The sequence below is a fragment of the Nostoc sp. genome, assembly GCF_036917375.1.
In the GTDB taxonomy this organism is placed as follows: Bacteria; Cyanobacteriota; Cyanobacteriia; order Cyanobacteriales; family Nostocaceae; genus Nostoc.
This window is the reverse complement of record NZ_JBALDN010000117.1, coordinates 32,161-46,310: the sequence shown is the minus strand read 5'-3', so window position 1 is coordinate 46,310 and position 14,150 is coordinate 32,161. Positions and strand designations below refer to the sequence as shown.

Annotated in this window: 13 protein-coding genes; 1 reads left to right on the top strand and 12 read right to left on the bottom strand. The window is 43.5% G+C overall.

All coding sequences use genetic code 11. From position 1 onward, the window contains the following. The 10 genes from V7K45_RS32190 to folK form a co-directional block, all read right to left on the bottom strand. On the bottom strand, positions 1-232 hold a 232-nt coding region (locus V7K45_RS32190), incomplete at its 3' end, for a hypothetical protein (RefSeq protein ID WP_335009955.1). A gap of 332 nt (positions 233-564) precedes the next feature. Then, complete coding sequence (locus tag V7K45_RS32185; protein ID WP_335009953.1) at positions 565-783, bottom strand: hypothetical protein; 219 nt, start codon at positions 781-783, stop codon at positions 565-567. Between the two features lie 260 nt (positions 784-1,043). Continuing rightward, a complete protein-coding gene (gene kdpC, locus V7K45_RS32180; protein ID WP_335009951.1) occupies positions 1,044-1,682 on the bottom strand; it encodes a K(+)-transporting ATPase subunit C in 639 nt (212 codons plus the stop codon). Continuing rightward, positions 1,682-1,951, bottom strand: a complete 270-nt coding sequence (locus V7K45_RS32175) for a potassium-transporting ATPase subunit F (RefSeq protein ID WP_335009949.1) — start codon at positions 1,949-1,951, stop codon at positions 1,682-1,684. The genes kdpC and V7K45_RS32175 overlap by 1 nt, the downstream gene beginning before the upstream one ends. Positions 1,952-1,957: 6 nt before the next feature. Then, positions 1,958-4,018, bottom strand: a complete 2,061-nt coding sequence (kdpB, locus tag V7K45_RS32170) for a potassium-transporting ATPase subunit KdpB (RefSeq protein ID WP_335009947.1) — start codon at positions 4,016-4,018, stop codon at positions 1,958-1,960. Then, a complete protein-coding gene (locus V7K45_RS32165) occupies positions 3,922-4,560 on the bottom strand; it encodes a hypothetical protein (RefSeq protein ID WP_335009945.1) in 639 nt (212 codons plus the stop codon). The genes kdpB and V7K45_RS32165 overlap by 97 nt, the downstream gene beginning before the upstream one ends. Beyond that, positions 4,523-6,268, bottom strand: coding sequence for a potassium-transporting ATPase subunit KdpA (gene kdpA, locus V7K45_RS32160; protein ID WP_335009943.1), 1,746 nt, complete (start codon positions 6,266-6,268; stop codon positions 4,523-4,525). Before kdpA ends, V7K45_RS32165 begins: the two co-directional genes overlap by 38 nt. A 995-nt stretch (positions 6,269-7,263) precedes the next feature. Then, a complete protein-coding gene (locus V7K45_RS32155; RefSeq protein WP_335009941.1) occupies positions 7,264-8,109 on the bottom strand; it encodes an ADP-ribosylglycohydrolase family protein in 846 nt (281 codons plus the stop codon). Positions 8,110-8,116: 7 nt separating this feature from the next. After that, positions 8,117-8,665 carry an NUDIX hydrolase gene (locus V7K45_RS32150; RefSeq protein ID WP_322638555.1) on the bottom strand — a complete coding sequence of 183 codons (549 nt, stop codon included), beginning with the start codon at positions 8,663-8,665 and terminating at the stop codon, positions 8,117-8,119. A 68-nt stretch (positions 8,666-8,733) separates the two neighbouring features. Continuing rightward, on the bottom strand, positions 8,734-9,249 hold the full coding sequence (folK, locus tag V7K45_RS32145; RefSeq protein WP_335009936.1) for a 2-amino-4-hydroxy-6-hydroxymethyldihydropteridine diphosphokinase: 516 nt from the start codon (positions 9,247-9,249) through the stop codon (positions 8,734-8,736). Between the two features lie 253 nt (positions 9,250-9,502). On the opposite strand from folK, the gene V7K45_RS32140 reads away from it, so the two are divergent. Continuing rightward, positions 9,503-11,890: a transglycosylase domain-containing protein gene (locus V7K45_RS32140; RefSeq protein ID WP_335009934.1), complete on the top strand. Its 2,388-nt coding sequence runs from the start codon at positions 9,503-9,505 to the stop codon at positions 11,888-11,890. 200 nt (positions 11,891-12,090) lie between these two features. Here V7K45_RS32140 and V7K45_RS32135 read toward each other — a convergent pair whose 3' ends face one another. Both V7K45_RS32135 and V7K45_RS32130 read right to left on the bottom strand, forming a co-directional pair. Next, complete coding sequence (locus tag V7K45_RS32135) at positions 12,091-13,467, bottom strand: MATE family efflux transporter (RefSeq protein WP_335009932.1); 1,377 nt, start codon at positions 13,465-13,467, stop codon at positions 12,091-12,093. Between the two features lie 170 nt (positions 13,468-13,637). After that, a complete protein-coding gene (locus V7K45_RS32130; RefSeq protein WP_335009930.1) occupies positions 13,638-14,036 on the bottom strand; it encodes a pentapeptide repeat-containing protein in 399 nt (132 codons plus the stop codon). Positions 14,037-14,150: the final 114 nt, after the last annotated feature.

Sequence of the window (14,150 nt, the reverse complement as noted above, 5' to 3'; positions counted from 1 at the left end):
TAAAAAGCCAAAACATAGAGGTACTGGACAACGAGTTGAAGCTCCTAAATTTCATATCACTAATCAGTCTTTCAGCCTTAACTGAACCGTATTGTGCTATAAAGGGAATGTCTCCGTCATGTGGTTTGGTATCACTATGTATTGCCTTAGCCAGGTTAGCTTCAATCAGGGTGGACTGATGAACACTTTTTTGGGCGGATACATAAAGTCGGAAAAGCTCCGAAGTATGCATATTAAAAACCTTTAGTTAGTCGAAATCAGGTTCAGTATAAAGTTAAGGAGGCAGGGGGCAGAAGGCAGGAAGCAGGAGGTAAAAACATATTTTCTTTGTACTGCCGCAAGCTCGAACTTTTCTCTGTTTTTCTTCGGTAAATATTCATCTTTTTAATAAGATGTGGAATTGAAAGTACTTGATAGGTCTGAGTAATCTGAATTAAGAGATTGGCTGTCTGTTGGTCTAGATTCCAATAAGCAACTGTTGAGGGAATAGTAAACAGAATGGATTTTTTTAAGAATAACTTTAAGAGCGGGAATCATCATAGAATGGGTTGCTATTGCTAAAATTTAATCTCCGGCAAAAATACTAGGATTATCTATTGCCAAAATGACTTGAGTTTCTCTTAAAACCCCTAGGAAAGCGCATTTATCCGGTAACTTAATATCACTGAAATGAATGCCACAGTAAACGCTATTATCTTCGATAAAAACACCAAATGGGCTTAGTTCTAAAGCTTTTTTGTTTCTCAAGACAAAATGTTTTTTAACTCTAATAGTATTGTGCAATAATTTGCATAAAAAACATGCTGTTCTTCGGATATATTTTGAAGATATATAGAATGTATTAACTAAACAATATATGTATTTATTAATTAGATAAATAAGTATATATTTAGAGGTATAGACTTTATTTATCCCTACTAAAAACAAGATTCTCGATTTATTTAATAAATCGAGAATCTAAGCCTTTAAATTCTAAGTAATCATTAAAGATTACTATAGATAACTATTCCGAATACGAGGCATATTTACTATTCCTCAAGCCCTTATCCCTTAATTTTATCCAGAGCTAAATTCAGCTTTAACACATTAACTCCAGGCTCGCCAAAGATGCCGAGAAAGCGTCCATCGGTGTTTTGAGAAATTAAAGTTTCGAGTTGGTTCGATTGAACTCCCCGCGCCTTGGCTACTCGTGCAACTTGTGCGATCGCAGCTTCAGGAGTAATGTGAGGGTCAAGGCTGGAACCAGAGGTGTAGACTAAATCGCCAGTCGGCTGCACACCTGCTTTTTTCAAACGATTGAAGTCACCCTCTACCTTTTTGCTGGGGTCTGGGTCATCTTTACCCTTAATGCGTTCCATTAATGCGGGATTACTGGGAGCCAAGTTACTAGCGCCAGAAACCCCAGTTTGCAAAACTCCCGCATCATCTTTTTTGGGATCGGCTGTGCTGTAGCTGGTGGTACTGGGACGGCTGTTAAAATAGCGATCGCTACTAAAAGGTTGACCAATCAAAGCAGAACCCACAACTTGACCTGTGCTATTTTTCAGTAAACTGCCGTTTGCTTGAAAGGGAAACACAATCTGCCCAATGGCAATCATCGCAAAAGGATAAATAATCGCTCCAATAACCCAGAGTACTAAGGTAGAACGAACGGCTCTACCGGCTTCGCGTGCAAAACTCATTAGAATTTCTCCGGTACAAACATTACAAAAAATAAATAGATGGAAAGTCCTAGTGTTACCAGTCCTAACAGTCCCAATCCCCAAGATTGACTGCGGGAAAGTTGTTCGCCAGTAGCGGCATAGACCATAGGTGCAACCACTAGGTTGAAGCACATCGCCAAAAACAAATACAGTGGCAGCTTTTGTCTACGCCATTGACACCAGATTTCAGTTATTTCTTCTAATACTTGGGATGCAAGAATAGTGCGGCGGATCTGAATAGGTTTCATAGTAAATTAAGACAAAGGTAAGATAATATCTATCAGTTTGATGGCAATGAAGGGAGCAACGATACCGCCAAGACCAAAGATGAAGATGTTGCGACGTAGCAGTTGATCTGCTGTTAAAGGTAAGAACTTCACCCCTCTAAGTGCTAGCGGAATTAGTGCCGGAATAATTAAGGCATTGTAAATCAGCGCCGAGACGATCGCAGATTGGGCACTCTTTAATCCCATAATATTAAGTGCGCCGATTCCAGCAGCGGCAAAGATTGTGGGAATGATCGCAAAATACTTAGCAATATCGTTAGCGATGGAGAATGTTGTCAACGCCCCACGAGTAATCAGCAACTGTTTACCGATGGTTACTAAGTCAATTAGCTTCGTGGGATCTGAGTCTAAGTCCACCATGTTAGCAGCTTCTTTGGCAGCTTGCGTCCCAGAATTCATCGCCACACCCACGTTTGCTTGAGCCAAAGCAGGTGCATCGTTCGTACCATCCCCGGTCATTGCCACCAATTTACCTTGAGATTGTTCCGAGCGAATCACCTCAATTTTGTCTTCTGGAGTTGCTTCGGCAATGAAATCATCCACCCCAGCCTCCTCGGCAATTACCGAAGCGGTAATCCGATTGTCACCCGTGAGCATGATCGTGCGAACACCCATGCGGCGGAGTTGGTCAAATCGTTCCCGCAAACCGGGTTTGACAATATCTTTGAGATAGATAACACCATAAATTTTGTCATCTTGGCAAACAGCTAAGGGTGTACCGCCCAACCGGGAAACTCGCTCATAAGCTGCATCTATATCATCAGGAACGTTACCACCACGGGAACGGACAAATCCCTTAATCGCATCTACCGCACCTTTGCGGATTTGTTTGCCATCGGGTAAATTCGTGCCACTCATCCGGGTTTTGGCGGAAAATTCTACACCTTCGGCTTTATCAATGTTAAAGTCTACCCCAGCCTGGGACTTTTCTGCTAAAGTCACAATCGATTTGCCTTCTGGCGTTTCGTCAAACAAGCTAGCAGCTAAAGAGACTCGCGCCACGTCTATTATTGAGTGATTATCCAAGGGAATAAACTCGTCAGCCATCCGGTTCCCCAAGGTGATCGTGCCTGTCTTATCCAGCACCAAGGTGTTGATGTCACCGCAAGCTTCTACCGCTCGACCAGAGGTCGCAATGACGTTAAATTTAGCAACTCTATCCATCCCTGCGATACCGATCGCACTGAGCAAACCACCGATAGTTGTGGGAATTAAAGCTACCAGTAGCGAGATGAGAATAGCAACGCTAGCACCCGCCCGCAAACTGTTTCCCGCCTCAACACCAAAGGCTGTGCTGATAAAGCTGGCGATGTAGCCGACGAATGGGGGCATTGTCGCTACCACAATCAGGAACACCTGCGTTAACACTGCCAACAATACCGTCAAAGCAATCTCATTGGGAGTTTTGCTGCGTTCTGCTCCTTCTACCAGGGCAATCATGCGATCGATAAAGCCTTGACCAGGATCGGCACTAATGCGAATTGTCAACTCATCTGAGAGTAGGCGTGTACCTCCCGTTACCGAACTGGCAATATCTGTACCTGGTTGCTTTAATACCGGGGCAGATTCCCCAGTGATTGCCGACTCATCCACTGAGCCAATACCTTTAATAACATCCCCATCGGCGGGAATCATATTATTGGCACTGACTTTTACCAAATCGCCCCGTCGCAGTTCTGTAGAATTGACTTTTACTATCGAACCATCAGGGAGGATTTTGTTGGCAACAGTATCCGATCGCGTCGATCGCAGTGAATCAGCTTGTGCTTTCCCGCGTCCTTCAGCCACAGCTTCGGCAAAGTTGGCAAAAACGAGGGTGAAAAAGAGAATAAAGGTAATCAACCCGTTTAAGACGCGTTGTTGGTTAACATCTGCCTGGATTGTGCCAAACAAATTTGGGTTTAGGGTAACAAGCAAGGTGACAATTGTCCCTACCCAAACAACAAACATAACTGGGTTTCTAACAGTAATTCGCGGATCGAGCTTGATAAATGACTCGTGGATTGCTCTTTGGTAAAGTCCCCGCATATTTGTTTTAGGGGTGTGCTTGCGTGAGTCACGAGTTCCAGATGGAATACGGGGGGAGGGAGAATCAGTAGTAATTGGCATACATTAAATTTTGAGCATGAGTCTTTGAAGACGATGAATGGTGTTCCAAAGACGATGAATGGTGTTCCGAGAACGATGAATGGAGTTCCGAAGTCGATGAATAGTGTTCCGAGGACGATGAATGGTGTTCCGAGGTCGATGAATGGTGTTCCGAGGACGATGAACAGAGTTCCGAGGACGATGAACGGAGTTCCGAAGACGATGAATGGAGTTCCGAAGTCGATAAATGGTGTTCCGAGGACGATGAACGGAGTTCCAAAGTCGATGAATGGTGTTCCGAGGATGATGAATGGTGTTCCGAAGTCGATGAATGGTGTTCTAACTCTCCTCTGCTCCTTTGCTCCCCTGCTCCTCTGCTCCTCTGCTCCCCTGCTCCCCTGGTTACTGAGCGCAGTCGAAGTATGCACCTCCACTCCCCAATCCCTAACCAATACCTTTGGCAATAAAGAAAGCTTCACCAATCGGACCCAATGCCAGCACAGGGAAGAATGTAAGTGCGCCCAGGATTAAAATCACGCCTGCGGTAACGCCTGTAAATAGTCCGGTATCGGTTCGCAATGTACCAGTCGTGTATGGAACAGCTTGCTTACGAGACATACTATCTGCCAAAAACAGCAAACCGATGATGGGAATATAACGTCCAGCAATTAAACTGAAGCAGGTACTCAGGTTCCACCACAAAGCAGTTGCAGTGGTTTTTGCGCCTGTAGCAATCGCCAAAGGTGAAGGTTGTGAATCTCCCAAACCTTCAAAGCCAGAACCGTTGTTAGCAGCAGCCGAGGCGTATTCATAGATAACTTGAGCAAAGCCGTGAAAGCCGGGATTGCTAATTCCTGATAATTGATCGGGAAACGCCAAGGCGATACCTGCGGGAATCATAATTGCGATCGGGTGAACCAGCAGAATCAGAAAACTTGCAAGTACAACCTCGCGCTTCTCAATCTTGCGTCCCAAAAATTCGGGTGTACGTCCCACCATCAACCCTGTGGCGAACACAGCTAGAATCAGGTAAGCAAACAAATAAGCGGTTCCCGTACCCTGTCCACCCCAAATAATTTGCAGGAACATATTGGAAAGGGTAATAAAACCACCGTTGGGCATGAAGGAGTCGTGTAAACTGTTGACTGCGCCGCACATCGTGCCAGTTGTACTTACGGCAAACAGCACAGATTGCGCCCAACCAAACCGGACTTCTTTACCCTCTAAATTCGGTTGCTGACTACCCAGTAGTCCATTCACAGCCGGATTGCCGTTGTATTCACCAATGGCAGTGACGATGATAAATACTAAATAGAGAACGCCTACCATGCCGTAGACTAACCAAGCTTGCTTAGTGTTATTCGCAAACAACCCGTAAGTGTAGATTAGGGAAGTTGGAATCGAAAGCATAGCGACAATCTGAATCAAGTTAGAAAATCCGTTGGGATTTTCAAAGGGGTGTGCCGAGTTGATGCCGAAAAAGCCGCCGCCGTTTTCTCCTAATTGTTTGATAATTTCAAAATGAGCAACAGGGCCACGAGCGATCGCCTGACTAATATTCGCATCTTCCAAGGTAGGGAATACAACCGCACCCCCCAGCGTTTCGGGAACGCCAGCTGCCATCAAGACAATACCGCCAAGAATACAAATAGGCAGTAAAATTCGGGTAATCGAGCGAATTAAATCTACATAAAAGTTGCCCAACGAGCTACCAGTCAATCCCCGAATAAAGGCAATCCCTACTGCTAAACCAGTAGCAGCAGAGGTGAACATGTGATAACCAAGTCCCCACATTTGGCTACCATAGCTCATGTAGGTTTCACCAGAATAGTGCTGCTGGTTGGTGTTAGTAATAAAAGAAATAGTCGTATGCAGCACTGTATCCCAAGTTGGGGCATTTATCTTGGTTGGATTTAATGGCAACCATCCTTGATTAATGATGATGAAGAAAACGAGTAACCCCATTGCGACGTTACTGTATAAGATTGCCCGCCCATACTGCCAGCCAGTCATATTTTCTTTGGTTTTAACGCCAACCAAAGCATAAAGCACTCGCTCAACCGGATTCAAAATCGGATCGAGAAAAGTACTTTGATCTAGGTATACCCGCGCCATATAGCGCCCAAATACAGGAGTAATCGCTACTACAATTAGTAGCGTTAATATAATTTGAATCCATCCTTCTAGCATGAGTTAATCAAACTCCAATCTAAGTAAATTTGAGATAAATATCAGATATTTTCTTGTTATGAATTGAAAATATTTATGGAGAATCTTGGCATACTTATTAACTAACCAACCTATAGTTATGGGCTTTCTAAATCAATCATGGAGCTTTTTTGGAAAGAACACAAGGTATAAATTGATATTTAAACTAGGCTATATAAGAAATATATGTTTCTATGTATAAGAGTGTTTATCTCGATATATATCTGCAAATATAGAAGGACGGCTAAATACTAAACAAATAGCTATTTGATACTAAAACTAGCTGAGTCTTTGAGGATTACAGTAATTTTCAGCTTTCTTGACTACGTAGGGAATCAATACGGTTCGGATAAGCATTTTGAACTCAGAATAGGGTTTGGGGAAAAGGGAATGGGTTTGCGGTTAAAGGTTTTTTATTCCCCTTTAACCGAACCGTATTGCATAGGGAATGAGTAAGAAACTTACAACAGTGGTTATCAACCAATACGGTTCAGTTAGCGCCAAAAATATTAACCTGTGTAGGTTGGGTTGAGGAACGGAACCCAAAATTTCCTGGGCTTTGTTGGGTTGCGCTTTGCTTAACCCAACCTACAATTTTTATTAACTGAACTGTATTGGTTTATCAACTGCAACGATACAAACAAAACCACGATTTACGCGCAATTCACTAAAAAGCTTAATTTATCAAATCGCTTTCTCTACGAGATGCTATGCGTTGCTTCTTTAAATATTTTACAAAACACCAAATTAACCTAAATATGGATATTTGGTAACATTACATTTCAATAATTGCATCCAATATTTTGTAGCGTTTTTTTAAGTGATTTCTATGTCGCGCAAATTATGACCTTTGCCTATTGCTTTCGATTATCTAACTTAAAATTAAACACTAAAATCTAGCCTTTTGAGCATCTGAACTCAACTCGCTCCAAAATTAGAAAAATCAGATTACCTAGTGCTACTCTGATGTATTAGATTTAGCCAATCTTTTTACCCACCAAACTCATTAACTGCTTATCCAGTTCGATGAGGTAATCTCTACCGTAAGCTCCATTCTCTAACCCTGTGACAAGATGATTGGGAATGTCTTGAGTAATTTCCTCGCTACAAGAACCAGCGGCCAGTGCGATCGCGGCTACTGTATCTACATCCCCAGTAAAAGCGATACAATCTTGTAAAAGTTCGCTCATGCTGTCATTTCGCATCACCGCAGTAATCGCCGCTCTGACACTCATCCAGCCTTTGGACTTGACTTTACCTTCCCACGGTTTATTCCACTCTCCAGATACATAACTTTCCAGAAACCGTCCTAATTTGCGTTTTGCTCCCAGTCGATAGATAAAATAATGCGACATTAAGGCAGCCGCAACGGCAGCATTGATCCCATCGGTTGTATTGTGAGTAATTGCCGCTTGAATTGTTGCCGCCTCAATGACTTTTTCTGGTGTGGGATAGATGCCAATGGGTGCTGCACGCATTGCTCCCCCACTTTTGTCACTATCAGGGTTAATTTTGGTTAAAAACTCTTCCCCATCTTGAATTTCTAGTAGAAAATGGTAGAAGTTTCGAGCATAACCTTCTCTGCGATCGCGTTTAAAAGCTCTAACAAAACTATCGGCTAAAACTTCTGGCGTCCACGGTGCTTGAGCGACGATCGCTTCCGCAATGGCAATACTCATCTGGGTGTCGTCGGTGTAGCTGCCAGGATTGAGTCGAAACCGCAGATGTTCGACGTATCGACTCAAATCGTTGTTAGCGATCGCTTCGTCTGCATATTCAAAACCTGCACCGTAGGCATCTGCGATCGCTAACTCTAGCAGCATAAGGGTATTAAACTAAAAACGGACGCGCCAGAAAAAAGCTAGAAACTGATTTAGCATCTACCGGCTCTCCCTCCAGAATAGCTTTTTCTAATTCTTCAGGAGTCATAAACACAGTTTCGATATCCTCGTCTCCATCTTGTGGTGGTGGTGTCTCCAGCTTTTCTAAATCTCGCGCCAGAAAAGCATAGATAATTTCATCAGAATAGCCAGGAGCTAGGAAAAATTCGCCTAATTTGTCCCATTTTTGGGCACTATAGCCAGTTTCTTCGGCAATTTCACGTTGTATTGTTTCTAAGGGCTGCTCAGTTCCTTCCAATGTTCCCGCCGGAAATTCTAATATCCTTCCCTGAATTGCAAAACGATACTGGCGCACCAGTATAAGTTTACCTTCCGCTGTCACTGGCACAGCTAGAGCACCGCCAGGGTGACGAATACATTCCCATTCTCCTTCCGATTTATTCGGCAAACGCAAGCGATTAACTTCAAAATCAAACTTGCGTCCTTTATGAAACAGGCGTTGTCTTAGCAGTTGTGGTAATTCTCTACCTAATGGCATAGTAAAATCTGATTATCTGTGAATACAGAGCCAAAATCAGTGTTCTTCTGCTTTTAAGGATGGTAATTTTAATTGTCCATCCATAAATGTACATCAGAACAGTCTACCTCCTTCAGCAGCTCTTTAATGACACAACCGGAAACTGGTTCTATCCAATCCGGGGCAATTTCAGCCAGTGGGACTAACACAAAGGCGCGATCCCGCATTCGCGGATGAGGAATCTGGAGATTTGGTGTATCCAAAGTAATGTCATCATATAATAACAAATCCAAATCTAGGGTTCGTGGTCCCCAGCGTTCCTGACGCACGCGCCCAAATTGTTGTTCAATTCCTAACAAAATTTCTAATAACTGCTGGGGGAGTATTTCTACCTGCAAGGTGACGCAGCCGTTGAGGTAATCTGGCTGTGGTGGCCCGACAGCTTTGGTTTGATACCAATGGGATCTGGCTTCTAAAACAATACCTGGCGTGTGGGCTAAAGTCTCTATAGCTGCTTCTAAAATGGTTTGGGAATCGCCAATATTACTACCAAGAGCAACGGCGCTTCGTCTTAGCTCTGCTTCGTCGTAGCCCGATGTAGACATTATACTTTCCTGAAATCAGCCGTTTTCGGGCTGTCTTTGCGGATACTTGTCAATAGCTTTTATATTCGCAGTAGTTATCAAAATTACCGCATTTTTTACAAAACTAAATTAACCAAATTTAAAAAACATTATTTTATAGTGAATTCAGTTAATTATTTATAGGATATTATACTAACACAATGGTAGTGCTATAACCCCAAAGTTGATTGATGGTGGTTATATAATTGCTTACTACTTTGAGCGAGGAACTGACGTGGGGAAGTTTACCTCCTGGTTCAAGCGAAGACCAACTAATTTGAGTGACTCTGGACGAGGAGGAACGAATGAGAGCTTACCACCAGCACATCTGGCGCAGACGAGGCAGTTACTGAGCAAAATGAAAATTTTACCATCTAAGATAAGGGTCAATCGGGCAACTGGCGCTAAACCACTCTATCGCCGCTTCTGGTTTTGGGCAGGTTTAGGTATTAGTGGTGGGATAGCTGCCTCGATCTACGGCATCAGTTTAATAGATCGGACTTTGCCAGATCAGTCTGAGCTGAATGCTGTGTTTCGAGAGCAAACACTGACCATTAAAGCTGCTGATGGCACTATATTACAACAACAAGGTGAAGCGACCAGAGAACAGCTAAAGCTAGAACAAATACCAGATAATTTAAAAAAAGCTTTCATCGCCTCAGAAGATAGAAGATTTAGGCAACACAATGGATTCGATCCACAAGGGATTGTCAGAGCGGGTTTGAATAATTTGCGATCGCAAGGTGTGGTAGAAGGTGGTAGCACCATCACCCAACAGCTAACGCGGATTCTGTTTTTGAAACAAGAGCAGACAATCTGGCGCAAACTCAAGGAAGTCCGCCTAGCTCAAAAAATGGAGCAAGAATTAACCAAAGATCAGATTCTAGAGCGTTACCTGAATCTGGTTTATTTGGGAGGTGGAGCTTACGGTGTGGCAGATGCAGCCTGGGTATACTTTAGTAAAACGCCAGACCAACTTTCTCTTGCAGAAATGGCAACTATTGCTGGATTAGCTCCTGCTCCTAGCTTGTACGCCCCAGACAAGAATCCCGAAGCTGCAAAACGGCGGCGGGACTTAGTATTACAACGGATGCAAGAAGATGGAGTTATTACACCAGAGCAAAGGCAAGCAGCCGTTCAGGAGCCATTAACCCTCAAAAGCAGTTTACCCAAGCGAGTCCAAGTAGAATCACCCTACTTTACCAGCTACATCCAAAAAGAATTGCCCAAGTATGTTTCTCCTAACGTGCTAAAAAATGGAGGTCTAGTAGTAGAAACCACGCTGAATCCAAGTTGGCAGAAGGTGGCAGAAGAGGCAGTTGCGAAAACATTGCGAAATCAAGGACGCTGGGAAAACTTTAAGCAAGCGGCAATGGTGGCCATAGACCCCCGAAATGGTGAAATTAAGGCAATGGTGGGGGGAAGAGACTTTGGTAAAAACCAGTTTAATCGAGTTACCCAAGCACAACGGCAGCCAGGATCGACATTTAAAGGGTTTGTATATGCCACTGCGATCGCTACCGGCAAAAGCCCCTACGATAGCTACGAGGATGCGCCCTTTGTCGTAGACGGCTATGAACCGAAAAACTATAGTGAAAACTTCCACGGTTCAATGAACATCCGAGATGCCCTGACCCGCTCTGTTAATATTGTTGCGGTTAAGGTGTTGATTGACGTGGGATTTACACCAACGATTAAACTTGCCCATGATATGGGGATAAAATCTGAACTTAAACCCACCTACTCCTTGGCTCTTGGTTCAAATGAAGTCAATCTGCTAGAGTTAACCAGCGCTTATGGTAGTTTTGCAACTCAGGGATTGCACGCAGAACCTCATGGTATTACCCGTATCCTCAACCGCCAAGGCAAAGTCATCTGGTCAGCTAATTTCAAGTCAAAACGCGCCCTTGACGCTGACAGTGCCGCCATCATGACTTGGATGCTACGCAACGTCGTCGAAGCGGGAACTGGTGGTGCTGCCCAATTAGATAATAGACCAGTTGCAGGCAAAACAGGCACCTCCGACGAAGCCCGCGATTTATGGTTTATTGGCTACATTCCTCAGATGGTGACAGGAGTATGGCTAGGTAACGATGACAACCACCCTACTTATGGCAGTAGTAGTAGTGCCGCTTACACTTGGCACGAATTTATGGAAAAAGCGGTAGAGGGGATGCCTGTAGAAAAGTTTCCCAAACGACCCAAGTTAGAAGGTCGCAAAGGCACTATTAAAGCCCAGTCTATCAAGCCCAAACAAGTGCTGAATCGTTCTATTGCCTCTGATGATGATGACTCAGAAGGGGAAAGAGCAAGAAATTCTGATTCTGAAGAGAGTGGTTCATCTCGCAGACGTAGAAGAAAAAGAAGCTATTCTCAAGAAGAACAGCAATCGAGCGATTATACTCCAAGACGGAGAAGACGCGATCGCACCGAATCAAGTTCTAGTAACTCCTCCTCAGAATCATCTACTCCACGGCGACGCTCTAGAAGAGTAGAATCTGATTCACCCCCGCCTCGAAGAAGTCGGCGAGAGTCGTCTCCTGCAAATAGTTCTGGTTCTTCAGGTTCTTCATCGTCACAACCATCTTGGCGGGATAGACTTAGACCTTCTCAACAGCAATAAGAAGTGGGCATTGTTAATACTATGCACGACTAGTGCTTGAGTTACGTATCCCACTTACTTCTATGCTTTAGTTATCTATCACTATGTAACAAAAAATACTTTTTAAAGTAGGGGCAGGGAGACAAGCTGACAAAAGGTGAGAACTTACAACAAGTCTTTCCCCTTGTCCCCAATTCTCCTTGTCCCCAAGTCCTCTTTAGTCAACCAGACTCAATCTCAGAAGTCAAAAGATAAAAACGCCCAGTTAAAAGCACTGCACCCATAAGTAGCCCTAGTACTAAACCCAACCATAAACCTATAGCACCCCAGTCGAAAGTGAATGCCATCAAATAGCCCCCACCTAGACCTACTATCCAGTAAGCGAACATAGTAATTAACACTGGCACTTTAGTGTCTTTCAAGCCGATTAAAGCACCAGCAGCAATAGTCTGAACAGAATAAAATATTTGGACTATTGCCCCCGCAGCCAGGAAAGAAGTTGCCGTTTTAACTATCTCGATATTATCTAGATTACTGGTGTCCAAATACATTGCCACAATATAGTTGGGAAACAGCCAAAAAATTAGTGCCACAATACTTACAAAAGGAGTAACAAGCGCAATGCAGACTAATCCTGCTGTGCTTGCACCCTTGAGATCGTTTTGTCCCCTCAACTGTCCTACTCTCATCGTGACGGCATAGGAAATACCTATAGACACTGTTTCGACAAAACTTTCTGTCTCGACGGTAATTTCATGTGCTGCTAACGTCTCTGTTCCAAACCACCCCATCATTAAAGCAGTGGCAGTAAATACTCCAATTTCTGCTCCATACTGCAATCCCAAAAACCACCCAGTTTGGAAGATATCTATAAACATATCTTTATCAAACTGATGCAAAGCACAATCAAGCTGATAGTCTTTAAAGTAGTTATCAAAGCAAATCCAACTGGCGGCAGCGATAAAATTTAGCCAAAAAATGAGTGTGCTTCCCCAACCGATACCGGCTAAACCAAGGGCTGGTAAACCAAATTTACCGAACATTAGCACGTAATTAGCAACCGCATTTAATAATAGTCCAGCTACCGTAATTACTGTTAAAAATTGGGGCCGATTGAGGGCAGAGCTAACTTCTTTTAAGATACAAAAACCGAGTGCGGCCGGAAAACCCCAAACAATAGACCGCAAATATGTTTGAGCTAATAATACATTGCTTTCTTCTTGACCAGTTAGCAGCAGGATATAGTCAAAGTGCCAAATGATAAACATTACAGGTAAGCACATCGTCACGGCTAACCAAATTCCTTGACCAGTAGCACGATTAACTTGGTCTATCTTTCCTGCACCAAAAGCATTGGCGACACTGACACCCGCAGATGAAAGAACAGAACGACAAACGGAAGCTAAGGTAGAAAAGGTAACAGCACCTAAAGCACCCGCAGCTAAAGCTTGGCTGTTAAGTAACCCCATCATCACCCCATCCAATAAAGGAATGCCCGCTTCTAATATTTGAGTAATTACCAAAGGTACTGCTAATTGCAAGCAAGCTTGGACTTCTAATATCAGTTCTGACTTAAATTCTTTTGAGGTTAACTCCATTGGGGCGCTAAAAAAGCAATACTGAATACATTAAGATATATTAACGCCACAGGTGTAATCAACTCAAGCTATTAGCGATCGCTTCACCCTCTCAACAGAAAGCGCTACAAATATTTGAGCATAGGCGTAGCCCGCCACAGGTATCGCTCTTTGAAGAAAAAGTTTTTGGTTTACTGTTCATCCACGTCCACGCTAATTCTTCCATTTGGCAAAATGGTATTGCAGAGAATGGCATCACGAACGTTCCCGATAATGGCATTTCTGAGATTGGCATTACTGAGGTCGGCATTCTCAAAGTTAGTACCGTCCAAATCAGCACCACTGAGGTCAGCCCCTATCAAAATAGCGTATTCCAAGTTGGCATTCAGCAAAATAGCACCACTGAGGTTAGCACCCATCAAGTTGACACGAGCCAAATCTACATCAGTCAGGTCGGCATTTCTCAGGTCAGATCCACTAAGGTTGATATCTCTCAGGTCGGATCTGATCAAGCAAGCACCTCTCAAGTCAACATCGGCAAAGTTAGTCTCTCCAGCATTCAACCGACTGAAAAATTCTTCAAGATCCATACCCAGTAAACCACAAACGTTCCAAACCGCAAGTAATAATGGGGGTTTCAGCCCTTGTGAATCATGAAGCAAACACTGTCAATATGTAAGTATAGAGTTGTGAACTTTGAATTA

What these genes read in the sequence shown, in the direction of transcription:
- kdpC (WP_335009951.1), bottom strand. Translation starts at nt 1,682, where the DNA reads ATGAGTTTTGCACGCGAAGCCGGTAGAGCCGTTCGTTCTACCTTAGTA.
- V7K45_RS32175 (WP_335009949.1), bottom strand. Translation starts at nt 1,951, where the DNA reads ATGAAACCTATTCAGATCCGCCGCACTATTCTTGCATCCCAAGTATTA.
- kdpB (WP_335009947.1), bottom strand. Translation starts at nt 4,018, where the DNA reads ATGCGGGGACTTTACCAAAGAGCAATCCACGAGTCATTTATCAAGCTC.
- kdpA (WP_335009943.1), bottom strand. Translation starts at nt 6,268, where the DNA reads ATGCTAGAAGGATGGATTCAAATTATATTAACGCTACTAATTGTAGTA.
- V7K45_RS32155 (WP_335009941.1), bottom strand. Translation starts at nt 8,109, where the DNA reads ATGCTGCTAGAGTTAGCGATCGCAGATGCCTACGGTGCAGGTTTTGAA.
- V7K45_RS32150 (WP_322638555.1), bottom strand. Translation starts at nt 8,665, where the DNA reads ATGCCATTAGGTAGAGAATTACCACAACTGCTAAGACAACGCCTGTTT.
- folK (WP_335009936.1), bottom strand. Translation starts at nt 9,249, where the DNA reads ATGTCTACATCGGGCTACGACGAAGCAGAGCTAAGACGAAGCGCCGTT.
- V7K45_RS32135 (WP_335009932.1), bottom strand. Translation starts at nt 13,467, where the DNA reads ATGGAGTTAACCTCAAAAGAATTTAAGTCAGAACTGATATTAGAAGTC.
- V7K45_RS32130 (WP_335009930.1), bottom strand. Translation starts at nt 14,036, where the DNA reads ATGGATCTTGAAGAATTTTTCAGTCGGTTGAATGCTGGAGAGACTAAC.